Annotated in this window: 20 protein-coding genes; 13 read left to right on the top strand and 7 right to left on the bottom strand. The window is 42.3% G+C overall.

Annotated features, from left to right (window positions below; translation table 11 throughout):
- Positions 1 to 109 precede the first annotated feature (109 nt).
- The 7 genes from pnp (at position 110) to FM019_RS05945 (ending at position 9189) form a co-directional block, all read left to right on the top strand.
- Positions 110 to 2224 carry a polyribonucleotide nucleotidyltransferase gene (gene pnp, locus FM019_RS05975; RefSeq protein ID WP_143835020.1) on the top strand — a complete coding sequence of 705 codons (2115 nt, stop codon included), beginning with the start codon at positions 110 to 112 and terminating at the stop codon, positions 2222 to 2224.
- A 72-nt stretch (positions 2225 to 2296) separates the two neighbouring features.
- Positions 2297 to 2605 carry a DUF1244 domain-containing protein gene (locus tag FM019_RS05970; RefSeq protein ID WP_143835019.1) on the top strand — a complete coding sequence of 103 codons (309 nt, stop codon included), beginning with the start codon at positions 2297 to 2299 and terminating at the stop codon, positions 2603 to 2605.
- Between the two features lie 24 nt (positions 2606 to 2629).
- The gene (locus FM019_RS05965; RefSeq protein WP_143835018.1) at positions 2630 to 3958 is read left to right on the top strand and encodes a M14 family zinc carboxypeptidase; all 1329 of its coding nucleotides are present in this window, start codon (positions 2630 to 2632) and stop codon (positions 3956 to 3958) included.
- Between the two features lie 160 nt (positions 3959 to 4118).
- Entirely contained in the window at positions 4119 to 6143 is a 2025-nt protein-coding gene (locus FM019_RS05960) for a S9 family peptidase (protein WP_260681559.1), read from the top strand.
- Complete coding sequence (locus FM019_RS05955; RefSeq protein ID WP_143835016.1) at positions 6136 to 7209, top strand: CNNM domain-containing protein; 1074 nt, start codon at positions 6136 to 6138, stop codon at positions 7207 to 7209. Before FM019_RS05960 ends, FM019_RS05955 begins: the two co-directional genes overlap by 8 nt.
- Positions 7210 to 7225: 16 nt before the next feature.
- Complete coding sequence (gene lolD, locus FM019_RS05950) at positions 7226 to 7951, top strand: lipoprotein-releasing ABC transporter ATP-binding protein LolD (RefSeq protein ID WP_143835015.1); 726 nt, start codon at positions 7226 to 7228, stop codon at positions 7949 to 7951.
- Complete coding sequence (locus tag FM019_RS05945; RefSeq protein WP_143835014.1) at positions 7948 to 9189, top strand: lipoprotein-releasing ABC transporter permease subunit; 1242 nt, start codon at positions 7948 to 7950, stop codon at positions 9187 to 9189. The genes lolD and FM019_RS05945 overlap by 4 nt, the downstream gene beginning before the upstream one ends.
- Positions 9190 to 9326: 137 nt before the next feature.
- Here FM019_RS05945 and FM019_RS05940 read toward each other — a convergent pair whose 3' ends face one another.
- Complete coding sequence (locus FM019_RS05940) at positions 9327 to 10691, bottom strand: dicarboxylate/amino acid:cation symporter (RefSeq protein WP_143835013.1); 1365 nt, start codon at positions 10689 to 10691, stop codon at positions 9327 to 9329.
- A gap of 119 nt (positions 10692 to 10810) precedes the next feature.
- Between FM019_RS05940 and FM019_RS05935 the strand changes: the two genes are divergently transcribed.
- On the top strand, positions 10811 to 13000 hold the full coding sequence (locus tag FM019_RS05935; protein ID WP_143835012.1) for an Ig-like domain-containing protein: 2190 nt from the start codon (positions 10811 to 10813) through the stop codon (positions 12998 to 13000).
- A gap of 84 nt (positions 13001 to 13084) precedes the next feature.
- Here FM019_RS05935 and astB read toward each other — a convergent pair whose 3' ends face one another.
- The gene (gene astB, locus FM019_RS05930; protein ID WP_143835011.1) at positions 13085 to 14422 is read right to left on the bottom strand and encodes an N-succinylarginine dihydrolase; all 1338 of its coding nucleotides are present in this window, start codon (positions 14420 to 14422) and stop codon (positions 13085 to 13087) included.
- Positions 14423 to 14748: 326 nt separating this feature from the next.
- Here astB and topA point away from each other — a divergent pair, with 326 nt between their 5' ends.
- The 3 genes from topA to FM019_RS05915 all read left to right on the top strand — a co-directional run bounded on the left by topA (position 14749) and on the right by FM019_RS05915 (position 18527).
- Positions 14749 to 17385 carry a type I DNA topoisomerase gene (gene topA / locus FM019_RS05925; protein ID WP_143835010.1) on the top strand — a complete coding sequence of 879 codons (2637 nt, stop codon included), beginning with the start codon at positions 14749 to 14751 and terminating at the stop codon, positions 17383 to 17385.
- Positions 17386 to 17468: 83 nt separating this feature from the next.
- Positions 17469 to 18032 (top strand): DUF2058 domain-containing protein, encoded by a 564-nt coding sequence (locus FM019_RS05920; protein ID WP_143835009.1) that lies wholly within the window; start codon positions 17469 to 17471, stop codon positions 18030 to 18032.
- A gap of 42 nt (positions 18033 to 18074) precedes the next feature.
- The gene (locus FM019_RS05915) at positions 18075 to 18527 is read left to right on the top strand and encodes a YaiI/YqxD family protein (RefSeq protein WP_143835008.1); all 453 of its coding nucleotides are present in this window, start codon (positions 18075 to 18077) and stop codon (positions 18525 to 18527) included.
- A 63-nt stretch (positions 18528 to 18590) separates the two neighbouring features.
- Here FM019_RS05915 and FM019_RS05910 read toward each other — a convergent pair whose 3' ends face one another.
- The 5 genes from FM019_RS05910 to FM019_RS05890 all read right to left on the bottom strand — a co-directional run bounded on the left by FM019_RS05910 (position 18591) and on the right by FM019_RS05890 (position 24136).
- Positions 18591 to 19799 carry a DEAD/DEAH box helicase gene (locus tag FM019_RS05910; RefSeq protein ID WP_143835007.1) on the bottom strand — a complete coding sequence of 403 codons (1209 nt, stop codon included), beginning with the start codon at positions 19797 to 19799 and terminating at the stop codon, positions 18591 to 18593.
- A gap of 99 nt (positions 19800 to 19898) precedes the next feature.
- A complete protein-coding gene (locus tag FM019_RS05905; RefSeq protein ID WP_143835006.1) occupies positions 19899 to 21089 on the bottom strand; it encodes an aromatic amino acid transaminase in 1191 nt (396 codons plus the stop codon).
- A 70-nt stretch (positions 21090 to 21159) separates the two neighbouring features.
- Entirely contained in the window at positions 21160 to 21927 is a 768-nt protein-coding gene (locus FM019_RS05900) for an NRDE family protein (protein WP_143835005.1), read from the bottom strand.
- The gene (locus tag FM019_RS05895; RefSeq protein ID WP_143835004.1) at positions 21927 to 22892 is read right to left on the bottom strand and encodes an FHA domain-containing protein; all 966 of its coding nucleotides are present in this window, start codon (positions 22890 to 22892) and stop codon (positions 21927 to 21929) included. Before FM019_RS05895 ends, FM019_RS05900 begins: the two co-directional genes overlap by 1 nt.
- Positions 22883 to 24136 carry a serine protease gene (locus FM019_RS05890; protein ID WP_143835003.1) on the bottom strand — a complete coding sequence of 418 codons (1254 nt, stop codon included), beginning with the start codon at positions 24134 to 24136 and terminating at the stop codon, positions 22883 to 22885. The genes FM019_RS05895 and FM019_RS05890 overlap by 10 nt, the downstream gene beginning before the upstream one ends.
- Before the next feature lie 101 nt (positions 24137 to 24237).
- Between FM019_RS05890 and FM019_RS05885 the strand changes: the two genes are divergently transcribed.
- Both FM019_RS05885 and FM019_RS05880 read left to right on the top strand, forming a co-directional pair.
- Positions 24238 to 24864 carry a lysophospholipid acyltransferase family protein gene (locus FM019_RS05885; RefSeq protein WP_143835002.1) on the top strand — a complete coding sequence of 209 codons (627 nt, stop codon included), beginning with the start codon at positions 24238 to 24240 and terminating at the stop codon, positions 24862 to 24864.
- Positions 24854 to 26095: a cystathionine gamma-synthase family protein gene (locus FM019_RS05880; RefSeq protein WP_143835001.1), complete on the top strand. Its 1242-nt coding sequence runs from the start codon at positions 24854 to 24856 to the stop codon at positions 26093 to 26095. The genes FM019_RS05885 and FM019_RS05880 overlap by 11 nt, the downstream gene beginning before the upstream one ends.
- The last annotated feature ends 6 nt before the right edge of the window (positions 26096 to 26101 follow it).

The following is a 26101-nucleotide window of genomic DNA, read 5'->3' as shown; positions in this document are numbered from 1 at the left end:
ATTCTTAATGAAGAAGTGCAAAATTTCCTGTCGATTATCGTTTCATACCGCTATACTATGCGCCGCATTTAAAAGCGATTAAAAAATCAAAGAAAATAAAGGATAAATAGTGACTCCTATTACAAAAACATTTCAGTATGGACAGCATACTGTCACGCTAGAAACGGGTGTGATTGCCCGACAAGCCACAGCAGCCGTAATGGCAAGCATGGATGACACTTCAGTTTTAGTGTCAGTTGTGGGTAAAAAAGAGACTAAAGCCGATCAGGATTTCTTCCCATTAACCGTTAATTATCAAGAAAAAGCATACGCTGCAGGTAAAATTCCTGGTGGCTTTTTCAAACGTGAAGGTCGTCCTTCTGAAAGCGAAACGCTAACAGCTCGTTTGATTGACCGTCCTATTCGTCCATTGTTTCCAAATGGATTCATGAACGAAGTACAAATTATTATCACTGTAGTGTCTGCTAACCCAGAAATTCCAACTGATATCATATCGTTAATCGGTACTTCAGCAGCTTTAGCAATTTCAGGTATTCCATTTAACGGACCTGTTGGTGCTGCACGTGTTGGTTACAAAGACGGCGAATACATCCTAAATACTCGCTCTTCTGAACTTGAGACAAGTGAACTTGACCTGGTTGTTGCTGGCACGCAAAGTGCAGTCTTAATGGTTGAATCTGAAGCCAGCGTTTTATCTGAAGAAGTTATGCTGGGTGCAGTGATGTTTGGTCATGAAGAAAGCCAAGCGGTTGTCAATGCAATCAGCGAATTTGCTGCAGAAGTGGGTACAGAAAAGTGGGATTGGCAACCTGTTGCCGAAAACACAACACTTAAAGCAAAGATCGCTGAACTCGCTCAAGAAGGTATGACACAAGCGTACCAAATCTCTGACAAAATGGAGCGTAAAGACGCTGTTGTAGCAGTAACAGAAAAAGCAGCTGCAGCGATTTTGGAAGCTGATCCTGAGCAAGATGCTAAAGAAGTTTCTGAACTACTGCATGATCTTGAAAGCGACGTAGTCCGTTCTCGTATCTTGGCTGGTGAGCCTAGAATTGATGGCCGCGAACCGGACATGATCCGTGCATTGCACGTGAACACGGGTGTATTGCCAAGAACTCACGGTTCTGCACTATTTACTCGCGGTGAGACACAAGCATTGGTTGCGGCGACCCTTGGAACAGAGCGTGACGCGCAAATGATTGATGACTTGAACGGTAAAACTGATAGCCGATTCATGTTGCACTATAACTTTCCTCCCTATTGTGTGGGTGAGACTGGATTTGTTGGTTCACCTAAGCGTCGTGAAATTGGCCATGGTAAGCTAGCTAAGCGTGGTATTCAGGCAGTTATGCCATCAGAGCAAGAATTCCCGTACGTAGTTCGTGTTGTGTCTGAAATTACTGAATCAAACGGTTCCTCTTCAATGGCGTCTGTATGTGGTACTTCATTAGCGCTAATGGATGCTGGTGTTCCAATCAAAGCTTCTGTTGCGGGTATTGCAATGGGCTTGGTTAAAAGTGATGAGAACTTTGTTGTTTTGTCTGACATATTGGGTGATGAAGATCATCTTGGCGACATGGACTTTAAGGTGGCGGGTACTACTGAAGGTATCACCGCATTACAGATGGATATCAAAATCGAAGGTATCACCCAAGAAATCATGCAAAAAGCCCTTAAACAGGCTAAAGAAGCACGTTTGCACATTTTGGGTGTAATGGATGAAGCCCTTGGCGGACACCGTGAAGAAATGTCTGAATTTGCTCCGCGTATTTACACGCTGAAAATTGATCAGGACAAAATTCGCGACGTAATTGGTAAAGGCGGCGCGATGATACGGTCTATTACCGAAGAGTCTGATACCAACATCGAAATCGAAGATGACGGCACAATCAAAATCTTCGCTACTGAGCGCGCTAAAGCAGAAATCGCAATTGGTAAGATTGAACAGGTTACTGCTGAAGTCGAAGCGGGTAAAACCTATCACGGTAAAGTCACTCGTATCGTTGATTTTGGTGCATTTGTAGAAGTGTTACCTGGCAAAGAAGGCTTGGTTCATATTTCACAGATCGCTCATGAACGCGTTAATAAAGTTTCTGATTATTTATCTGAAGGCCAAATGGTCGATGTGAAAGTAATGGAAATCGATCGTCAAAATCGCGTACGATTGAGTATAAAAGAATTACTAGAAAAACCGGCAGCAGAAGAAGCTCCGTCGGAAGAGTAATTAATAGATTGATTTAAAAAGGAGCGTTAAGCTCCTTTTTTTATTGTCTGCAACAAAGTAAAGAGATGATTAATGGATAAACAAAAAGAACTTGAAATCGAAGCGGCTACCTTTAGACGACTACTTCAACATCTAGACGATAATAAAGATGTACAAAATATCGACTTAATGATCCTTGCTGATTTTTGTCGCAACTGTCTAGGTAAGTGGTACAAAGCTGCAGCCATCGAACATGGCGTGGAGATAGATTACGAAGAAGCTCGTGAGAGGGTTTACGGCATGTCATATTCTCAGTGGAAAGAGAAATATCAGGCCGATGCAACACCAGAGCAATTAGCGGCATTTGACGCTCGCCAAGCGCAAAAAGGCGGGTGTAGTTAAATTAATTCGATCAAGAGGTGTGGAATGTTTCCCGACCATCAGTACCTGTATGAAATGTATCAAGCGGACAAAATTGAAAATATTGACAAGATCCATTTAAAACCTGTCGATATTGAAGAGCCGTTAAATCACTTATTCACACCGTTGCCCGCTCTTGAAGCTGAAGTAATAGGGTACTCTTACCTTGGACAAGCCATTCGTAAATTTGTATGGGGAGATGGTCCACTATGCGTATTATGTTGGTCGCAAATGCACGGAGACGAGTCTACCGCAACAGCCGCTATTATCGATGTTCTTAACACGTTGTGCAGTAGGTACGACGATAAATCAATTTTAGCGTTAAAGGAAACCTTGACCATCCACTTTGTACCTATGATTAATCCAGATGGCGCGATGAAAATTCAAAGAGAGAATGCACAAGGCATCGATATAAATAGAGATGCTCGCGCGTTGCAATCACCAGAGGGCAAAACCTTAAAGGGATTAATCGATATTCTTAAGCCTTCATTGTGTTTTAATTTGCATGATCAAAATCGCTATTACCGAATTGCCAATTCTCAACAGCCCACTACGTTAGCATTCTTGGTACCCGAGGGCGACGAAGCAGGCACGTTAACCGAAAATCGATTGTATGCAATATCACTATTGGACAGCGTGATAGGCGACTTGCAGGAGTTTATGAACGGGGGAATCGCCAAATATAGTGACACTTACTCGCCTCGTGCCTTTGGCGACTATGCAAGTTCAGTTGGCGTTCCTTGTATACTCATCGAATCCGGAGAATATATCACCGATCCAAATAGACAGCAGGCAAGATGGCTAAATTACCTTGTACTGATGAAGATGTTCCACCTATTGGCAACAAATAGTCAAGAAAGATCTGCGCCGCACTATAAAAACTTGCCGGATAACATTGAAAATGGCATGTCAGATTTGCTTATCAGGAATGTTACAGTTCATCGAACAGATATTGATTACATGCTTGATATGAGCTTAAGAATTGAGGGAAACAAAGGCTATATTTATGAGCTCGGCGATTTACAGCAACAGGGTGGATTTGAACAATTTGATGCAAATGGGGCGATGTATTTAACAGGTATGACATTTGAAGTCACTCAACCGCTTGATTTGACAGATGCAGCATATATCAATTTATTGAAACAGGGATATTGCCGATTTGGTGGTGACATTTCACAAATCAATAATCTTTCAAGTTGGCCAATAGTCAAAGGTCTTGGATTCAACGAACCAGCAAAGTTTTGGTCAGAAGGCTTACCGCCAACCTGTTTATTCAAACAAGACGATTATATTGTTGCCGTGTTACTCAAAGGAAATTTGATTGTATTGGATTAAACACCTCTTAAGTGTCGATAAAATGCGTAATTAGAAACAATTTATTGCCAAAAGATCATTTATAACCCTGCCAAATGCGATAAGCTATCGACTGGTTAAGCCTATATAATTTATTAAAATGAAAAAACACATTGTCGGTTGCTTTGCAGTTAGTTTGTTGATGCTCCACGGGTTATTGTTCGCGGATGAATATCTTAATACGTTACAGTCGCAAGATATTTTCTCTTTGGAATATGCCTCGGGTCTAGATATTTCGAAGGATGGCAAGACTGTTGTTTTTGTTCGAAATTTCATGGATATCCAAACCGACAGGAAGTTGAGCAACATTTGGTCTATCGATACGAAATCAAAAGCAATGCGTCCTATTACAACAGGCGACCACAGTGATTATTCGCCGCTATTGTCTCCTGATGAAAACAAGATAGCTTATATTTCGACTCGCACAGGTCGCCCGCAAATTTACATCACTTGGCTAGACAGCGGCCAAACCGCTAAAATTACCAACTTAACATCATCGCCCAGTAACCTCAGCTGGTCCCCCGATGGAAACAACCTTGTATTTTCAATGTTTGTTGAAAAACCGCAATCAAACCCAGTGAGTCTGCCTGGGAAACCTAAGGGTGCCAAATGGTCTGATCCGGCTATTTATATCGATGACGTTTACTACCGCTTTGATGGTGGAGGTTATACTACCAAGGGATCAACGGAAATTTTTACTATTCCAACATTGGGCGGCACGCCGCGGCAATTAACCAATGATGAATTTGATAACAGCGGACCGTACTCCTGGAGTATAGACGCCAAAACGATCTTTTTTTCGGCCAATCGTCATGAAAATCGCGACTTTGCACCACTAAACTCCGACGTTTACGCGTTATCAGTTGAAGATTTATCCATTAAACAACTTACAACACGGGATGGACCTGATAATAATCCTGTGGTTTCCCCCAACGGCAAACTCATTGCCTTTACTGGTTTTGATGATAAGCGACTTAACTATGACAATGCGCAACTATTTGTAATGGAAGCTGATGGTAGCGATATACGGCAAGTTTCTGAGGCGTTTGATCGCAGCATTGATGGATTAGCTTGGGATGATGATTCTAAAAATATTTACATTCAATATGACGATAAAGGTAAATCAGTACTAGCATTACAGTCACTTCGGCGGGGCACAAAACGCACAATACTTTCAGAGTCCTTGGGTGGACAGTCGTACGGTCGACCTTATACAGGTGCTGAATTTGCTGTAAGTGCATCAGGGCAAGTAGCTTTTACCCTTTCAGATCCGCTTCGTCCTGCAGATGTAGCGTTAATCAATAAGAAAAAAACGATACAACTGACTCGTTTAAACGACGATTTTCTTGGCCATAAAGCATTGGCAAAGATCGAAGAAATTTGGTTTAAGTCCTCGGCAGATGAACGAGATATTCAAGGATGGATTGCTTATCCCCCAGGTTTTGACAATTCGAAAAAATATCCACTTGTGTTGGAGATTCATGGCGGTCCCGTTACTGCATATGGCCCACACTTTTCAATGGAGGTTCAGTTGTTTGCCGCAGCAGGAAATGTCGTGCTTTATACTAACCCTCGTGGCAGTTCGAGCTATGGCAAAGAGTTTGCCAATACTATTGATAAAAACTACCCAAGCCAGGACTATTACGACCTAATGTCAGGTGTTGACGCTGTCATCGAAAAAGGATTCATTGATACCGATCAACTATACGTTACTGGCGGTTCGGGGGGCGGTGTATTAACGGCCTGGACGATTGGGCATACAGACCGATTTGCAGCAGCTGTGGTCGCAAAGCCTGTGATAAATTGGTACAGCTTTGTGCTCACAGCAGATTTTTATCCTTTTTTCTATCAATACTGGTTTGACAAAAAACCCTGGGAAGATTTAAAAACTTATATGGAATATTCGCCAATCAGTTACGTGGGAAATGTAAAAACACCAACTATGTTGCTGACCGGGGAGGCTGATTTTAGAACTCCTATTTCAGAAACCGAGCAGTATTATCAAGCGTTAAAGATCCAAGGTGTCGACAGTGCAATGGTAAGGATCCCTGGAGCGTCCCATGGCATTTACCGTAAACCGAGTAATTTAATGGCAAAAGTCGAATATATCCTATGGTGGTTTAATCAATATGCGCCTAAAACAAAGGAAGCTCTAAATAATGATTGATCAAGGTGTTCTTTTACTCATTATTTATGTTTTTGTGGCACTGGGTTTTTCATTTTTGTGTTCTGTTGCAGAAGCCGTGTTATTGAGTGTGTCGTCTGGTTATATTTCTTTGTCTATGAATAGTGGTGAAGCATCAGGTAAGATCCTTCATGATTTCTACGAGGATATTAATCGTCCGCTATCGGCAATTTTAACCCTGAACACCATTGCACATACCATGGGTGCCGCGGGGGCAGGTGCCCAGGCTGCGGTGGTATTTGGCGATGCTTATCTAGGTCTTGCTTCAGCGGTGTTAACTTTTCTCATCCTGGTTTTTTCTGAGATCATTCCTAAAACGCTGGGAGCAACCTACTGGCGCCAACTAGCGCCGGCAACGTCCTTTTTCCTCAAATATCTCGTACTTGTGTTATATCCTTTCGTAAAAATGTCAGCAAAACTCACGGGCAGTTTTACAGAAGAAAGTCCGCTTAAGGGGCTTAGCCGCGCTGAGTTGCACGCCATGGCCGCGCTTTCCCATAAGGAAGGGCAGCTAGAGCATCAAGAAGCCAATATTCTTCAAAGTTTGCTCAGTCTTGAAGCATTAACGGTTCGCGAGGCGATGACGCATAGAACGGTGGTTTTTAGAGTGTCTGAACAAATGACTGTTGAAGAGTTTTATCACAAGCATGCCAGTGAAGTGTATTCGAGGATCCCTGTTTACGAAGGTGATGACTCGGAACAAGTTAGTGGTTTTGTGATGAAGGCGGATCTGTTGCTTGCTCAGGCTAGAGGAAATGGGGATAAAACCCTCGCCACTTACCGCAAAGATATGGTGGCTTTGTTGAGCAGTACACCTTTATCAGAAACTTTCCCACATTTTCTTCAATCTCGTTCGCATATGTTGTTAGCGATTGATGAATATGGTGGATTAGAGGGTATTTTAACCTTAGAGGATTTGTTAGAAAGCTTGCTTGGGATTGAAATAGTGGATGAAAAAGACAAACACATAAGCATGAAAAAAGTCGCAAGACTTATGTGGAAACGTCGAGAAAAAGAGTTGTTCAACATAGAACAAGAAAAGCAGTAGATAGAGCAGGGGAATTATGTCTGAATTACTGGTTTGCAAAAATGTCAGCAAACAATATCAGGACAATGAAAATGTTGTAAGTGTACTAAAAAATATTAACTTTAGTGTTAACGTCGCTGAACAAGTCGCGATCTTGGGTAGTTCAGGATCTGGCAAAAGTACCTTGTTGCATATTTTAGGCGCATTAGACACACCGACATCTGGTACGGTTTTATTTGAAGGTAAAGACATTTTTTCGTTTGATGAAAAGCAACAGGCGAGTTTTCGAAATCGCTCCCTTGGTTTTGTATATCAATTTCACCATCTTTTGCCTGAGTTTAATGCGTTGGAAAATGTCGCAATGCCATTACTAATCGGCGATGTGTCATTTCACGTTGCCACTACAAAAGCCAGTGAGATGTTGGAGAAAGTAGGGCTTAGTCACAGGCATACGCACAAACCTGCTGAGCTTTCTGGGGGAGAAAGACAAAGAGTGGCGATTGCAAGAGCGCTAGTAACTGAACCAGGCTTAGTTTTAGCTGATGAACCTACAGGCAACCTTGATCATAAAACAGGACAAAGTATTTATAAGTTGTTGAATGATTTGCGTGAACAGGTGTCCACAAGTTTTATTATTGTTACTCATGATAACGAGTTAGCGCAAAAACTTGATCGCACTTTAGACATCACGGATGGCACTTTATCAGAGCGTATGTCAAAAATCGCATCTACTCCGCACTCAGCGCACGTTAAAAGCTTATGAATTTAGTTGCCCAATTGGCTTGGAGATTTCGCTCTGGCAAACGACAAAATGGTTTTATTTCGTTCATTTCGGCGTCTTCAACGTTGGGAATCGCTTTAGGGTGCATGGTGCTCATTCTTTTGCTCTCTGTGATGAATGGATTCGAAAAGGAACTTAAAGACAAGTTATTGGGTTTTATTCCTCATGGTGAAGTCTACGCTTACAGTGCTGATGGACTAACAGATTGGCGGCAACAGCTGCAACGTTTAGCGTCAGATCAGCATATCCTTCACATAGAACCCTATACAAAAGCATCTGGATTGCTACAAAAAGGTGCTCAAATGAAAGCTATCCCTGAGTTGGTCGGTATCGATCCCAGTTTCTCGGCCAAAAATCGTTTGGCGCAATCAGTCGACGCCGATGTTTGGAAAAAATTTAGTAATACACCTGATGCTGTATTACTAGGCAGTTCAATCTTAAAACAAATGGATCTTGTTAGAGGTGATAAGGTTCAATTGCTGTTACCCCGTGTTTCAGATGATTTGTCTTTTCAGGCACCGAAAACGGTATGGTTAACCGTAGTGGGTGAAATTAATATTGGCGGTGAACTTGATTCACAGATTGGATTTATGCACATGCCGCTTGCTGCAACAACCTTGGGGACTACTAATGGTGCTCAGGGTTTACGTTTCGTTTTCGACGACCCTTTTATTGCGCCAGAATCCATGCGCGGTATTGGTTTTTCGTTTGATCAACATGTTTACATGACGGATTGGACAAGGACTCAAGGGCATTTGTATCAAGATATCCAACTTGTCAGAACTGTGGTTTACATTGCGCTTACCTTAGTCATTGCGGTTGCCTGCTTCAATATAGTTTCAACGTTGGTGATGGCGGTAAATGAAAAGCAAGCGGAAATCGCGATGTTAAAAACCATGGGGGCAAGGGATCACTTGTTGCTGAAAGTCTTTTTGCTTCAAGGCGCATTTAATGGGGTTATGGGAACGCTGATAGGTGTTATTGCAGGCGTACTGCTGGCGCAAAATCTCACAAGTATCGCATTGTTTTTTGAGTCGGTTTTAGGATTCCGGTTCTTATCTGGGGACATTTACTTTATCGATTTTTTGCCCTCTGAGTTAAAATGGACAGAAGTTTTTATTACCGCCGCTATCGCGATTGTGTTGAGTTTATTTGCGACCTTATATCCTGCAATGAAAGCCACTAAGATTAACCCTGCTAGGGCATTAGGCCAAAGGTAAACACGCTCGATTGCAATCAAAAAAAGGGTCTTTGAAAATACCCTAATGAAATGATTAACCCCAATCCCGGATAAGAAATGTCGGGATTGGGGTTGATTACATTGTTGAGTGTAGTAGCGACTATCCTCTAAAGCGTGTCAGTCAGTTTTTTTGTGAACTGAGGCCGGTTCGAACTCATCCAAGTCAAGCTCTTCTTCTTTTTCTCCTGCGTCTGGATCGTAATAAATGGCAGTGTCCAAATCATTTTCACTTTTAGCCACAACACAGGCTACTGTACAATCGCCTGTGATATTGACCGCTGTTCTGGTCATATCCAGGAGTCTGTCTACACCAAGAATTAACGCTACGCCGTCGACGGGCAAACCGACCTGAACCAGCACCATAGCCAACATCAAGGTGCCCACGCCAGGAACTCCGGCTGTGCCTACAGACGCTAGCGTTGCGGTTAGTACTACCATGAGCAAATCTGAGGTCGTCAAGTCGATTCCATAGACTTGCGCAATAAATACCGTCGCAACACCTTGCATAATGGCAGTGCCATCCATGTTAATCGTGGAGCCCAAGGGTATTGTGAAAGATGCAACAGAATTCCCAACCCCAAGTTTTTTGGTGGCTGTTTCCATTGTCACTGGCAACGTTGCGCTACTACTAGATGTGCTAAACGCAAATAATGCGGCTTCACGCATCTTTTTAAACAGTACGATTGGGTTCAAACCGGCGAATATTTTTAAAATTAACGAGTAAGTAACAGTGAGATGGATCGCTAAGACTAATAACACCAAGCCAAAATACCAAATTAGTGATGCAATACTCGAGGGATCTATTGTCGTGAATAGTTTTGCTAGCAAAGCATAAACACCGTATGGCGCTAAATTCATCAAAATAGTGACAAGTTTCATGATGACGGCGTTTAAATCATCGAATAGTGCTGCCACTCGTTTTCCAGGCGCTCCGGTCATTGCCATAGCAAGACCAAATAAAACCGCAAACGTAATGACCTGTAACATTTTTCCTTCAGTGAACGCAGCAAATGGATTGGAGGGGAAAATATCGATAATGACTTGTGCTAACCCTGGGGCTTCTTTAGGCGTATAGGTTACGGACTCTGGCATGCTTACCCCTACACCAGGCTCGACAATTAAAGCGGCAATGATGGCAACAGTAATTGCTAAGGCGGTAGTTCCTATGTACAAAGCGACAGATTTCCCTCCTAGCCTTCCCAATTTGCTGGGTTCAGACAAGTTAGCGATTCCGCAGACTAAAGAGACAAAAACCAGGGGTACAATCAACATTTTTAGACTGTTGATAAAGATTTGTCCCGTCACATGAAATATACCTTCGACTAAAACAGCATACGTAGAAACAGTGACTCCGAATACACTAAAGGTGAAATCTCCGCTATCATCAAACAACCATTTTAGTAAAACACCGGTAACAATCCCGGCAATCATGCCGATAAAGATTTTAGTGGTGAGACCAAGTTTTTGTGGGGACTGCTGCATAATTGTCCTAAAATTAAAGTGATTTTAGATAGCGTAGCAAGATTGTTGCGCGAGCTAAACCATAAAAACGCATACAGTGAGTACTTGAATTGAAAAATCGTATATGTGGGAATAACGACATGATTTCACGCTTGAAGGTGTTTATCACCAGTTTGATGCTTTTAACTCTTACTGCTTGCGGTGGAGGTGGCTCGGTTGAACGAGAGCCTACTACTGGAGGCGGTGTAGGGGGAGGGGGCACAACTGCTCCTACATTTAGTGTTTCGCTGGCCGTTGCGGGGCAAAATGGTGAAGACACCAATGCACTCAGTGCGACTGTTCCTTTGGTAATCACCGCAACAGTAAGTAGTTCAGATGGTGGTGACGTATCCAATCAGCTCATTACATTCACTTTTAGTCAAACTGGACTCGCTAATTTTTCTAATGATACTGGGACTGCGTTGACTAATGCACAAGGCGTAGCAACGATCGGACTAACGGTTGGCGAAAACTCGGGTGACGCATTAGTGATTGGCGCGCTAGATGCAGATACTCAAGGTCAAATTGGTTTTAGTTCTTCAGGTACCGCAACATCTGGTGACACACCCGCATCACTCGAAATCTTTGCCAGTGCAACACAATTGGCGTCCAGTGGCTCTGATGAAATCGAACTTATTGCAGTAGTTAAAAACGCACAAAATATTTTGTTGTCAGGTGTTGATGTTTCGTTTTCTGCTAATAACGGGGCTGAATTGCAGATAGTACAAGGTAGCTCCGCTGATGACGGAACCGCTAGAGCAATTCTTACAAGTCGTAATAACCCAGAGAACCGGCTTATTACCGCTACAGTATCGACCGGCACATTTAGTGAAGCTGTAGATATTCAAATTGTTGGTACAGAAGTGAATGTTGATGGGCCAACATCAGTGGTTCTTGGAGACACCATAGACGTTACAATTAAAGTTGCTGATTCCGATGGCAATGGTTTGGCTAATCGCACCGTATCGGTTACCGCTTCACAAGGTACAATTGTGTCTGAAGCAACAACAGATGCAGAAGGTCAGGTGACGGTTCAGTATCAAGCCAGTAATTCGGGTGAAAACACAATCACAGCTAGCGCTTTAAATGCACAAGGTGAGTTAAACTTTAATGTGCAGGAAGACAGTTTTAGTTTTACAACCGTACCCACGGAGGATGTTCCTCTTGGCACTGATACAACATTGAGCATCACTTGGTTAAAGGATAATGTGCCCTTTGCAGGTGGTAATATTACTTTAAGCTCTTCTCGAGGTAACATAACGACTCCAACAGCTGTGACAAATGCAGAAGGTATTGCGACTTTTGTTATAAGTTCGTCTAATGCCGGTTTAACAAGCATAACCGCAGAAGGTGAAGATGGTGATGGTCAAACAGTTAGCGCAAGAACCCAGTTTGAATTTATTGCAACAACCCCTGCAACTATCCTTGTTGATGCATCGCCAGATTTAATTGGTCCTGAAGGCCAAACCACAACGATTTCAGCCATTGTGCGCGATGCGACAGGAAACTTAGTAAAAGGCCAAGTGGTCAACTTCCGAGTAGATGATGTAAGTGGTGGATTTGTATCCCCAAATTCATCGACAACTGACAGTAATGGTATTGCATCAACGGTTTATACCTCTAATGCGGTGAGTAGCGAAGATGCCGTAGTTGTACATGCTGAAATGGCTGCAAACACAGCAGTTACAGATTTTACAACGCTCACTGTAGGCGATAGAGCCTTTGATATTTCTTTGGGAACAGGCAGGACCATTCAGGTTCCAGATGATTCCAGTTATTTAAAAGAATTTTCCGTGTTTGTCAGTGATGCAGCTGGTCGTCCGGTGGGTAATGTTGACCTAACGGTTTCATCGACACCCGTTAAATTTTCTGCGGGCGGCGTTTATCGCAAAGGATTTTGGGTATATAACGTTGATCTCGATGTTTGGCAGCCCCAGGTGACAGCAACGTGCGCAAACGAAGATATTAACGGTAATGGTTCACTTGATGTCGGTGAAGATACAAATGGCGATGGTAAGTTAACCCCTGGTATCGTTGGTACTATCGGTTTTGCGAGTGATACGGATTCAACAGATGAAAATGGACAGGCAAAAGTTGAGGTGCGTTATCCTAAAGCATTTGGTCCTTGGACTGACGTTGAGATTAGTGTATTTGGCCAATCTTCAGGAAGTGAAGCAGTAGAAAGTCAGGAATTTACTTTTGCTGTGGCGGCTGTTGATTTAGATGATGAAGCGTCACCGCCCCCGCCTAACCCATTTGGGGCAGGATTGCTTTGTACTGATACGGATTAAATAAAAAGCGCTCTAAGGAGCGCTTTTTTGTTTCTGGCATTGATGGCAGGGTATCTAAGTGTCAACAAGCCTTTGTCGTAAGGACTATCTTTGAAATGGGTAAACCGAGCCAAGATTTAGGATTTGTGTTAATTCGTCCAAAGCGGTGCGTGATTCTATCAACAATTGGGGATCACGCAAATCGTCATCGCCCAACTCATCTCTGTAGTGTTTGTCTACCCAACTATTAAGCTTTGCGAAGTTAGCGTCATCGATTAACGTATTTTGGTTTACCGCCCCTAACTCTTGTTCTGTCATAGCAACTCTCAAGCGCAAGCAAGCTGGGCCGCCACCATTGCGCATGCTTTGTTTAACATCGAAATAATGTACGTGTTTGATGGGAGTGTCTTGCGTAATCAAATTACTTAAATATTTTGACACCGAATCGCTTTCTTCGCAGTCTGTTGGTGCAATAATAGCCATCTCACCAGAGGGCAAAGTAATGATTTGCGTATTGAATAAGTAGGTTTTAATGGCCTCTTGAACGGTTACCGCTTCAGTATCCACCCTAACAAAATGGACTTTTTCATCACCAAATTTACGTTGAATTTCATCCAATGCATTTTGTGTGTCGAAGAATGCTTGCTGGTGATAGAACAGTACATTCTGATTGCCAACTGAGATGACGTCATTGTGGAAAACGCCTTGGTCTATGACATCAGGGTTTTGTTGGATAAATACGGTAGTGTCATCGTCCAACCCATGCAAACGAGCAATTGCCTGGCTGGCTTCTAATGTTTGTCGCGCAGGAAAAACCGTAGGGGCAGGTTTGCTTACATCAAAAGCGTGTCTACCATAAACAAAGATCTCAACACCGGCTCTTCCATATTCTGAACAAAGTCTAGTGTGGTTCGCCGCACCTTCATCACCAAAATGTTCATTGTCTGGCAAGTGAACGTGATGTTGGAAGTATTTATCGTTTTTAAAGGTCGATTGCAAAATGCGACCGGTAACTTCAGGTTCCAACGAACGGTGAAATTTATTAGTCAAATTTGCTGGTGTAAAGTGAACCTTCCCGTCGTGAGTATCGGCACTGGGAGACACGGTGGCAGCGTTTGCTGTCCACATGCTTGATGCTGAGCAGCATGCAAGAAAAACCTCAGGAGCGCGCTTTGAGGCTTGTTCTAATACGTTTGCATCACTACCAGTGAATCCTAGTCTACGCAACGTATCAATGTCTGGTCTTGCTTGAGGGGCTAATACACCTTGGGTCATTCCTAAGTCGTGCAGCGCTTTCATTTTAAGTAAACCCTGTTTAGCTGCCTGTTTTGGGCTACTTTTAGCATTGGCATTATTGAGTGATGCAACGTTGCCAAATGATAAACCGGCATAGTTGTGAGTAGGCCCTACAAGACCATCAAAATTCACTTCTACTTGCTTCATGGATTTCCTCTTAATTATTGTGGATACAGCAACTGATTCAGACAATATGCTCAGACTATTCGCTATATCAATCGCTGATTGATGACGTTTCCAGTAATGTGGTGCAGCGATTATACGTGTTTTGATCCTCTAGCCAAGGGCGACGGTTGAAATTTGACCAATTCTGGTTCAAGGCGCGAAGGAATATTTGGATAACTATTAATAAGAACTTGTTTTCTATTCACTTTGCCGATATATGTTAAAAAGGAATGATGGGAGGTGTTAACACATTTGACACCTGTAAAAGAGAATAAAACCCATATAAATCAAAGGTTAATAAGTAATTTATGGCAAAATCACTGGTTATTGTCGAGTCGCCAGCTAAGGCGAAAACAATAAATAAATATCTCGGCAAAAATTTTATTGTGAAATCGAGTGTAGGTCACGTTCGTGATTTGCCGACCAAAGCATTAGGTAAAGCACCGGCTAAAAAACCGGCCAAAGAGCTTAAGGAATGGTCAGACAAAAAACGTGAAAACTATTTGCGAGAATTCGAATATCAGAAACTCGTCGATCGCATGGGGATTGATCCTAAAAACGATTGGAACGCTCATTACGATATTCTTAATGGTAAAGAGAAAGTAGTCGCTGAATTGAAAAAGCTGGCAAAGGACGCAGATACGATTTATCTCGCAACGGATTTGGATAGAGAAGGAGAGGCGATCGCCTGGCACTTGCAGGAGATTTTAGGGACCAAAGGAAAAACCTACCAGCGCGTCGTATTCAACGAAATTACTAAAAATGCCATTCAAGACGCATTTTCTGATCCTGGTGAAGTGAATATCGAACGCGTCAACGCACAGCAAGCACGTCGATTTTTAGATCGTGTTGTTGGCTTTATGGTCTCACCTTTACTTTGGAAAAAAGTCGCAAGAGGCCTTTCAGCGGGGCGAGTTCAATCGGTGGCAGTTAGACTTGTTGTGGAGCGTGAGCGAGAAATCAAAGCCTTTGTTCCAGAAGAGTTTTGGGATGTTCACGCCGACCTAGATGCCGCGTCTCAACCCCTTAGAATGCTAGTCAACAAGGAAAATGGCAAAGCATTCAAACCGACTAATAAAGCACAAGCTGATGAAGCAGTAAAATCTTTAAAATCAGCACAATACAACGTAATTAGTCGCGAATCGAAACCCACACAAAGCCGTCCGTCTGCACCTTTTATAACTTCAACGTTACAGCAAGCTGCAAGTACACGATTGGGATTTGGCGTTAAAAAAACCATGATGATGGCGCAGCGTCTCTATGAAGCGGGTCACATTACTTATATGCGTACCGATTCAACCAATTTGAGTCAGGACGCAGTGCAAACTTGTCGTGATTTCATAAGTGATAATTTCGGAAATAATTATTTGCCTGAAAAAGCAAACCTTTACGGCAGTAAAGAGGGGGCACAAGAAGCCCACGAAGCAATTAGGCCCTCAAATGTACAAGTTAAATCCGAATCACTGACCGAAATGGAACGTGATGCGCAAAGATTGTACGAATTGATCTGGCGACAGTTTGTTGCCTGTCAGATGGTTCCAGCGAAATATGATGCGTCAACCATTAAAGTTGCTGCTGGCGATTTTGAATTGGTAGCAAAGGGGCGTGTGCTTAAATTTGATGGTTGGACACGTGTACAGACACAAGTTAAAAACAAAAAAGATGATGACTTAACTTTACCTGATGTCAAAGAAGGCCAGAGCCTTGATTTAAAAGCCCTCGATCCTAAACAGCATTTTACTAAACCCATCGCTCGTTTTAATGAGGCGTCATTGGTAAAAGAATTGGAAAAACGTGGTATAGGCCGTCCTTCTACCTATGCAAGCATCATATCTACCATTCAAGATCGTGGTTACGTCAAACTTGACAACAAACGTTTTTATGCGGAAAAAATGGGAGAGATCGTCAACGACAGATTAGTCGATAATTTTACCGATCTAGTGGGCTTCGATTTCACTGCAAACATGGAACAACAGCTTGATGATGTAGCAACAGGTAAACGCAAATGGAAGGATGTGTTAGACGAGTTTTATGACGACTTCTACCAACGTTTGTTGAAAGCTGAATTGCCGCCTGAAGAAGGCGGGATGCGTCTCAATCAGGCGATTGAGACCGAAATACCTTGCCACATTTGTGAGCGGCCCATGAACGTAAGAACCGCGTCAACAGGCGTGTTTTTGGGATGTTCAGGTTACAATCTTCCTCCCAAAGAACGCTGTACAGGCACAAAGAATCTTACGCCTGGTGATGAAGTTGTTAAAGTGGATGACGAGGAAGAGCTCGAAACTGAATTGCTTCGTGCTAAACGGCGATGTGATGTCTGCGGTACTGCAATGGACAGCTATTTAGTCGATGAAGCCCGAAAACTGCATGTATGTGGCAATACACCGACCTGTCCTGGGACCTTTGTAGAAAAAGGCACCTTTAAAATTAAAGGTTACGACGGCCCAATAATCGAATGCGACAAATGTGGATCAAATATGGAGCTGAAAAATGGACGTTTTGGCAAATATTTTGGATGCACAAATGAAGATTGCAAAAATACGCGTAAGTTGCTGAAAAACGGCGAACCCGCGCCACCAAAAGAAGATCCTGTGGATTTGCCGGAACTTCCTTGCGAAAAATCCGATGCACACTTTGTATTAAGAGATGGTGCTTCTGGAATATTCCTTGCCGCGCATAATTTCCCCAAATCTCGAGAGACCCGAGCGCCATTTGTTCACGAATTGGCCCGATTTAGAGACCGGATATCGCCAAAATTCTATTATTTAGCTGACGCGCCAGACAAAGATCCTGATGGTAATCCTAGTATGGTCAGGTACAGTCGCAAAACCAAACAACAGTACATCACAACCGAGAATAGTGATGGAAAAGCAACAGGTTGGGCAGCGTGGTATACCGACGGAAAATGGCAAATAGATGATAAACGCAAAAAGAAAAAGTAAATTTGCGTGACTTTGCATTCAGTAAATAAAACGGCGGTGTTACACTGCCGTTTTTTATTTTTAAGAACTTTTTAGAGACGATCATGGCGTTATCACTTCAAGAGCAGTTGTTAAAGGCCGGTTTAACAGATAAGAAAAAAGTTAAACAGGTGAAAAAAGAGAAACACAAAAAAATAAAGCATCAACAAAAACACAAAGTCGTTGAGGAAAACGTTGCCAAAATAGCAGCGGATAAGGCGTTGGAAGAAAAAAGAGAAAAAGATCGTCAATTAAATCTTGAAGCGAAGAAAGTCGCCGATGCCAAGGCCATATCAGCGCAAATCAAGCAACTGATAGAGATAAATAAACAGCCCAAAGACAATGGCGACATTCCTTGCAATTTCCAGCATAACAATGTCATCAAACGCCTTTATGTCGATCAACAAACTCGCAATCGTATCAGCCAAGGTAAATTAGCTATTGTAACCTTGGGTAACGGCTACGAAATTGTGCCGATGCCTGTTGCAGACAAAATTAGTGCCCGGGATGAAGAGGCAGTGGTTTATCGAGCAGATGAAGCCGAACAGGCCGAAGCTAAAAGTAGCGCTACAAAAGAAGAAGATGATTGGTATGCTGAATACGAAATTCCAGATGATTTGGTTTGGTAAGCAGTGAAAGAGCCGTTTAGGTCGACAAAATGAGAGATAACATTGAAAATTTGGGTTGATGCGGACGCGTGTCCCAATGTCATTAAAGACATTTTATTTAAGGCAGCACAGCGAACAGGCGTAGAAATGATGTTGGTTGCCAATCAATACATCAAAGTGCCACCTGCAAAAAACATTTCGTCTTTGCAAGTTTCTGCGGGCTTCGATGTTGCTGATGACGAAATCGTCAAACGTTGTGAAAACAATGATCTCATTATCACTAGTGATATTCCTTTAGCGGCAGAGGTGATTGAAAAAGGCTGCTTGGCGTTGAGTCCGCGTGGAGAATTGTTAGACAAACAAAATGTACGCTCCAGGCTCAACATAAGAGATTTTATGGATACGATGCGTGCCAGTGGTGTCAATACGGGTGGTCCGCCAGCGCTGAGCCAAAGCGATCGACAAAATTTTGCCAATCACTTAGATAGGATCTTAACTCAGAACCTGAAAAATTAAATTCGCAAACAATGGCAGACCCCATATTAAAGAGATTGCGCAATTGAGCTTTTCAGACTCTTTTTATTTAAAACGCTTTGGTTTTTTAGGCTTTTTAGGCTTAATAGGTCGGTCATCTAATTTAGATTCTGGTAAGCCTTCTTTAGGGTCAAACCCGTCGATAATCTGTCGGGTAATAACTTGCTTAGTCAATCTTTCAATGTCTTTAAGTAATTTGAATTCATCTTGGCAGACTAAAGATATGGCTTTGCCGCTAGCGCCAGCTCGCGCAGTGCGCCCGATCCGATGCACGTAATCTTCAGAAACATGAGGGAGGTCATAGTTGATAACAAAAGGTAATTGCGCGATGTCCAATCCTCTAGCGGCAATATCCGTCGCAACCAAGATACGGACTTTTCCGGTTTTAAAATTGTGTAGAGCGGTTGTGCGCGCACCTTGGCTTTTGTTTCCGTGAATGGCAGCTGCAACGAGTCCTTTGGCCGTTAGTTGCTTCGCTAGGCGGTTTGCACCGTGTTTGGTGCGGCTAAACACTAACACCTGCTGCATATCTTCCTGCTTGATAATGTGCGACAACAGAGCAGATTTTTTGGTTTTATCAACCGGGTAAACGCGTTGTTCAACTTTTTCAGCCGTAGAGTTCGCTGGTGTCACAGAGACTTCCACAGGGTCATTAACTAGCTCACGTGCAAGGGCTTTAATCTGATCTGAAAAGGTCGCAGAAAAGAGCAGGTTTTGGCGGTTATTGGGTAACAATTTCATGACCCGCTTTATGTCATGGATAAATCCCATGTCCAGCATTCTATCTGCTTCGTCAAGCACCAAAATTTCCAAATTCTGAAATTTAACGGCGTTTTGGCTATGCAAGTCTAGGAGGCGACCTGGTGTAGCAACCAAAATATCGACACCTTTTCTAAGTGCTAACATCTGTGGGTTGATGCTCACTCCACCAAAAACCACCGTATGCGAGCACGGAGAATGTAAAGCGTATTCTTTGATACTACTCGCCACTTGTGCCGCTAATTCTCTTGTAGGCACTAAAATAAGGGCTCTAGCATGGTTGTTTTTGACTTTTGTACCGTTGTGCAGCCTTTGCAGCATGGGCAAAACAAACCCGGCTGTTTTACCCGTGCCGGTTTGAGCCGCAGCCATTACGTCTTTACGTTCTAGGATTGCGGGAATGGCCTTTTGTTGTATTGGGGTAGGGGCTGTGTAGCCTTTCTCTGTTAATGCATTTACAATATTTTGGTGTAAGCCTAAGCTGTGAAAATTCATTCATTTATCCAAGTGAGGTAGCCGTGATAAAAGAAATGATCAACAGGCCAAAAGAGTGAGGGGTCGCCCGCGCTATTTGTATAAACGCGGGCTGGGAAATTATAAAACGTCTACTAATGCTGTGGCCAATTGGTCGACATTTTTTAAGCTGATGCCTGCGACATTAACACGGCTTGAATTCACAAAATATACACTATGTTTATCACGGACTGCCTGAACTTGTTCAGGCGTAATGCATAGATAAGAGAACATGCCTTTTTGCGAAGTGACAAAACTGAAGTCTTTCTGAGCTCCTTTTTCAGCGAGTTTATTTACAAGTAATTCTCGCAATGACTGCATACGAACTCGCATGTCATTAACCTCATTTTGCCACTCATGTTTTAACTCTTCATCATTAAGAATGATATCAACCAATGCACCACCATAAGAAGGAGGCATTGAATAAATACCACGAGCAACAAACTGAATTTGTGATTGGATACTTTTTTTAATGGTAGAGTTGGCGGTAATCATCGCTGCCAATCCAACGCGTTCTCGGTACAATCCAAAATTCTTTGAACAAGAAGCAGCAATTATAACTTCAGGAAGATTCTGCGTTAACAAACGAACACCATAAGCATCTTCTTCTATGCCATCACCAAATCCTTGATATGCAATGTCAATAAAAGGCAGGAAACCTCGGTCTTTTGCGATGTCCAACACGGCGTGCCATTGCTCTTTTGTTAGGTCAGCACCGGTAGGATTGTGACAACAGCCGTGTAACAACACAACGTCACCTTTTTTAACCTTGGCCAAACACTCAGCCATTTGAGCAAACTTTATCCCTGCAGTGTCTTTGTCGAAATAGGGATAGGTTTCAATATTGAGTCCCGCATTTCCAATTAGAGGAATATGGTTAGCCCAGGTGGGATCGCTTACCCAAACCGTGGTATCTGGGTTGCAGCGTTTTAATAGTTCAGACAAAATACGCAATGCACCACAGCCGCCCGGCGCTTGAACAGCAGCCACCCGATCTTCTAGTAGTGCAGGGTGACCCTTACCCAATATTAGTTCTAGCATCCCATCAATGTAACCTTGAACACCTTGTGGTGTGATGTAGGTCTTGGTCGTTTCTTTTTCCAATAAAAGTGTTTGTGCTTTAGCTACTGAGCTTAAGATTGGCGTATCACCATTTTCGTCTTTATAAACGCCAACACCTAAGTCAATTTTATGTGGATTGGTATCTTCTTTAAACGCAGCGGAAAGTCCAAGTATAGGGTCGGCAGGTAATTGAGGTAACACTTCTAACACAATGGGTCCTTTAATGGGTGGGTAGCAAAATCTGCCGCTATTATGCCAGCTATCAACAAGAATTCGAGCACTAATTAAGCTGGAATTCGAAATGTTGTTGCTGAACATTCTTACCTTGGGGATTAAAGGTGTGTTCTAGCCATGTCACTTTGTGTTGATTATCAACGAGAAGCAGCGTTGCAGAGCGTGTTCCATACTCTTCTGACTGAATAAAAACTGATGATAGCTTTCTTTCCCATTCAATTGGAACCCCAGTTTGAGGAAGCAATTCGTCGGAAGATTGGGTTTGATTAAGTAAAATATCAAAAAGCTTGTCTGTTTCAATCGGCCCATTTTGTTGACTATGCGCTTTTAACTGCGCTACGCCTTGATTGATTTTTGGCCATGGACTATCAAGATCCGCGTTCGATAGGCCAAACACACCATTAGAAAGCTTATTCATTTTGTCTGTATGATTGTTGTAAACCCACAGGTTGTTCCATTCGCCAAACAGCAGGTTGTAGCCGTTGTAGTTGTCTTTGGTGCGACGTAGTGTCTTTAGATAATCTGTTTTGTGAACATCTGACAATAAATAGTGTGTCACTAACTCGCCACGAGTTGTCGCATCGGGCATGACTTTTTGTGGATCCCTAACATTGGTTAGTGCTGAAAGTTTTCCGCCTTTGGTGATCCCCATCCAAGTGCCTCCCGCTTTTAAATCTTTTCCAGCAAGTAACTGTGGATGCTTTTGCCAAAAATTGGATTGCAATGTCGGTCTGTTGTGAAATTCATCTCTATTTGCCGCGATGATCAATGGATACTGTGGATGCTGTTGAACGGCGATAAACAAAATACACATTAGTCTTTGTCCTCGCGCTTATCCTTTTGTAACTTGTTTACTAGATTTGATGAGCGCTTTACAAAATCATTGCTATTGCTCGCTTCCGCAAATCGCAGCGCCGGAACTAAAACAGTTGGATTATATTTGGGATTTTGATGGAATTTGTCCGTATTCACAAAATGTGGAGACAAAGTATAGACACTAATCAAAATTGTCCCGGCTGCGGCTATACCATTACGTAAACCATTGGATTGATGGAAGGCAAAGAACAATGCGAACCATAAAAAAGCAAAAAATAGTACACCTTTGGTGACGAGGATAAACCAATAAATACTTTGCACCGCACTGCTATTAAATTGCAAAAAGGTTTGTCCATAATCGAGCAACTCTGAGGCAATCAAAAATATCCACAACAAGGTGAATTGACTGACAATATGAGTGTCTTTTTTGGCTAACTTTGAGAGTAATGCAAAAGCCAATGGCCAAATGCTGGCTGTCGCAGCTACCGTTAATACAATTTTAACGATGACTGCAAATTCTAGTTGATTGATTGAATTTAAGTAATACTTACTGCCGATCATCGCGATGAATACGCTAAAGAAAAACGCGCAGACTCTGCGCATATCAAGCCACTCTATTTTCTCTTCTAATGCACTTAATCGTACGGTAGGTGCAACGTTTTGGCATTGTTTGAAAACGCGTATTCGGCTGCGACCTAGGGTAATAATATCGTCAAATGAAGATAGCGTTTGTGCAACTGACTTACCATTGATTTTAATTCCGTTTAAAGACCCATTGTCGACAACATCGAGACTGCCTGTTTCCTCATTTTCTGTCACTTTTAGATGATGAGGGCAAACGTATGGATCTTCTATCCGAATATCATTGTCATAGGCACGACCAATGGTAATGGATGACTTATCTAACAAGTAGTGCTGAATCACTTTGCCATCTTTAGATAATAATTCTACGACTACTGCCATGACATTGAATCCATAAAGTGTTTTGAAAAGGCTTCCATCGACTCATTGCTCACCCCTGATAAAGTAAAATGACTAATCAGGCTTCCTTGATTAAAGTCGTTGCTCGCAGAAATATACAGAACGTCAAACAAGTCCTCAAAATCTTTGTAGGCCCTAGCACACAGGACACTCTTTTGTGTCATCCCACGTGCATTTTGAACGAGGTCTTGTTGACAACGATAATTTGTTACATCGTTTTTTGTTGCGGGGTTACCTGGTCGTGTGAAGGCGATCTTTTGTGATATTAAATTATGAAACTGAACACTGTTTAGCTTCTCCGTCGTCAACCATTCAAATTCAATTTCAACTTCGCCTGTTTGAAGCTTTCCGTTTAGAAATATTGACTCGCCAATTCGGCAACGATTTGACACCGATAAAAACGAAACGTTTTTTTCACTCGCATTTGAGCCACCCCAACAGGTAATAAAATCCGATATCTGCTCTGGAATTGACGCTTTTCCGAGCATTCCAGTTTGCCAATTTGATGATAGAAGTTTTTCTATCATGGCTTTCTGGTTGTCATGGAGCTGCTGTTGAATATGGGCTTTATATTGTGTTGGCTCAAGGGTTTGTTTGGCAGCCAACAGATTTGCTACTTTAGGCAGTGGGATCAGAAAGCCAATTTGATTACCGGCTGTTGCAACATTAACACCAACCACCTGACCATTTTCGTTCACAGCTGGGCCGCCGCTCATTCCAGGATTAATTGAACCGGTAAAATGTATTCGTTGATAAAAGCTGTTTTTCTTTAATCCATTAAATGTACCGGGCACGACGATCATGCCTAAATCGTGAGGGTTACCAAGAGAAAATATTGTTGAACCTTGTAATGGAAGGGCATTTGCTATTTGTAGCGATGTATGGGATAGACCTTGCTGGTCAATTTTAAGCAAAGATAAATCGTTGATGACATCAAAGGTTTGTAAGGTTAAATCGCCCGTATTGCCATTGGAGTCCAAATACTGAATACGGTATTTATCAGGGAAATATACATAATCAGAGATTACATGGTAATTGGAAACCATATCACCGATGCCATTGACTAAAAATCCAGAACCAATCGATGACTTGTTTCCAGACTCCTTATCAATCATTTGAATTTGATATAGGGCAGGTCGATATTGATTAAACAGATTTTGTGCTGTTTGCTGTGAGAAAGCCGTTTGGCTAAAAAAGACTGTGACAATAAATAAAAAACTTCTCAACGTTTAGATTCCGTTAATAAAATGATTTTTGCCGGTGTCTCGACAATTCACTCATGATAAGAGAATATTCATTTAATTAACATCGTATTATCTGTTTATTCATGTCTGATCCACTCAATTGTCCAAATATTAGTCAAGATATCCCTCGCTTGGGAAATAGCTTTAGTCAGTGGTTAGGAAAATCCGTACTTTCTATCCTCGGTTGGCGATTTGAAGGGGAGTTCCATGACAATAAAAAAATGGTTATTGCGGTAGCTCCACACACATCAAATTGGGACTTTGTGATTGGTTTAGCGGTGGTATTTTGTCTCAAATTAAAAATATCCTTTTTCGGCAAACACAGTATTTTTATTCCGCCTTTTCGAAGTTTGCTAAAAAGATGGGGAGGGATACCAATTGAGCGATCCAAATCACATGGTGTCGTGAGTCAAATGATTGAAGAAATAAAGGGCGCAAAAAAAATGTTACTATGTTTGGCTCCTGAAGGCACTCGAAGCAAAATAGCGCCTTGGAAGTCAGGATTTTTGCATATTGCACATCATGCCAACATTCCTGTATTTCTAATAGGATTAGATTATCAGCGCAAAACCATCCTATTTGGACCTATTTTCAACCCATCCGAGGATACTGATACAGAAATGCGTAAAGTCTATGAATTTTATGCTAAAGTTCACCCGAAATACCCCTCTCAGGTAGCCTTTCCCGCGGAGAATACGATTGAAAGATAAAGGTTTCACGACACGATTAGTGCATGCCGATCGCACTTTAAACCAACCTCAAGATGGTGCCGTACATTACCCAACTTGTAATTCTGTTCTGTTTGAATACGCTGACGTTAACGAACTAGTCGATGTATTTCAGGGCAAAAAACTGGGGCATGTCTATTCACGTTCATCGTCTTCGTCGAATTCTGCTTTACAAAACATTCTGAACGAACTTGAAGGCGGCGTTGGCGCTGTAACGTTTTCTACAGGAATGTCTGCAATATCCTCTGCGATGATTTCGTTGTTGAAACAGGGTGACCACATAGTTGTGAGTCAGTTTTTATTTGGCAATACCCGCAGTTTTATGGATACCTTGATAAATTTGGGTATAGAAGTAAGTTTTGTTGATACTACTGATGTCAAGGCCGTAGAGGCTGTCTTATCGGATAACACAAGGATGGTGTTTACAGAAACCATCGCGAATCCAGTAACCCAAGTCGCGGACCTGACAGCGATAGGTCAGTTATGCGTAACTCACAATCTGCTGTTTATGGTTGATAATACAATGACGCCAGCCTACTTATTCGATGCCAAAGACGTTCAGGCTTCATTATTGGCATGCTCATTAACCAAATACGTTGCTGGGCACGGTAATGTTTTAGGTGGGGCGATTATTGATACAGGTTTGTACGATTGGCAGCAATACCCAAATATTTTTTCCTTGTATCAAAAAGGTGATTCCTCACAATGGGGCTTGACGCAAATACGTAAGAAGGGCTTGAGAGATTTGGGCGCGACCTTATCGCCTAATTCGGCGCAGCAAATATCCGTTGGCTTAGAAACCATGGCATTGAGAATTCAACGAAGTTGCCAAAACGCCCTAAGATTAGCGACTTATCTGCACAGTCATCCAAAAGTTGCTAACGTTTACTATCCAGGTTTAGCTGACCATCCACAACATTTCATCGCGCGCGAGCTTTTTAAGGGCAAATATGGTGGGATATTCAGTTTAGATCTAAAACCCGGTTTGGATTTAAATACGTTTTTAAATAGTCTTCGCACTGTCATTACCGCCACTCATCTAGGCGATACGAGAACGTTGGCTTTACCTGTCGCCTCAACCATATTCTACGAAAATGGCCCACAGGAACGTTCAAAGATGGGAATTAGCGATGAGATGATTCGATTTTCTGTGGGTATCGAAGATATTGATGATTTAGTTGCAGATTTTGAACAAGCCTTTGCGAAAATTTAATGCCAA

Source organism: Aliiglaciecola sp. M165, from assembly GCF_007197995.1.
In the GTDB taxonomy this organism is placed as follows: Bacteria; Pseudomonadota; Gammaproteobacteria; order Enterobacterales; family Alteromonadaceae; genus Aliiglaciecola.
Note: the sequence above shows the minus strand (reverse complement) of the source record. Positions and strands in the feature narration are given on the sequence as shown.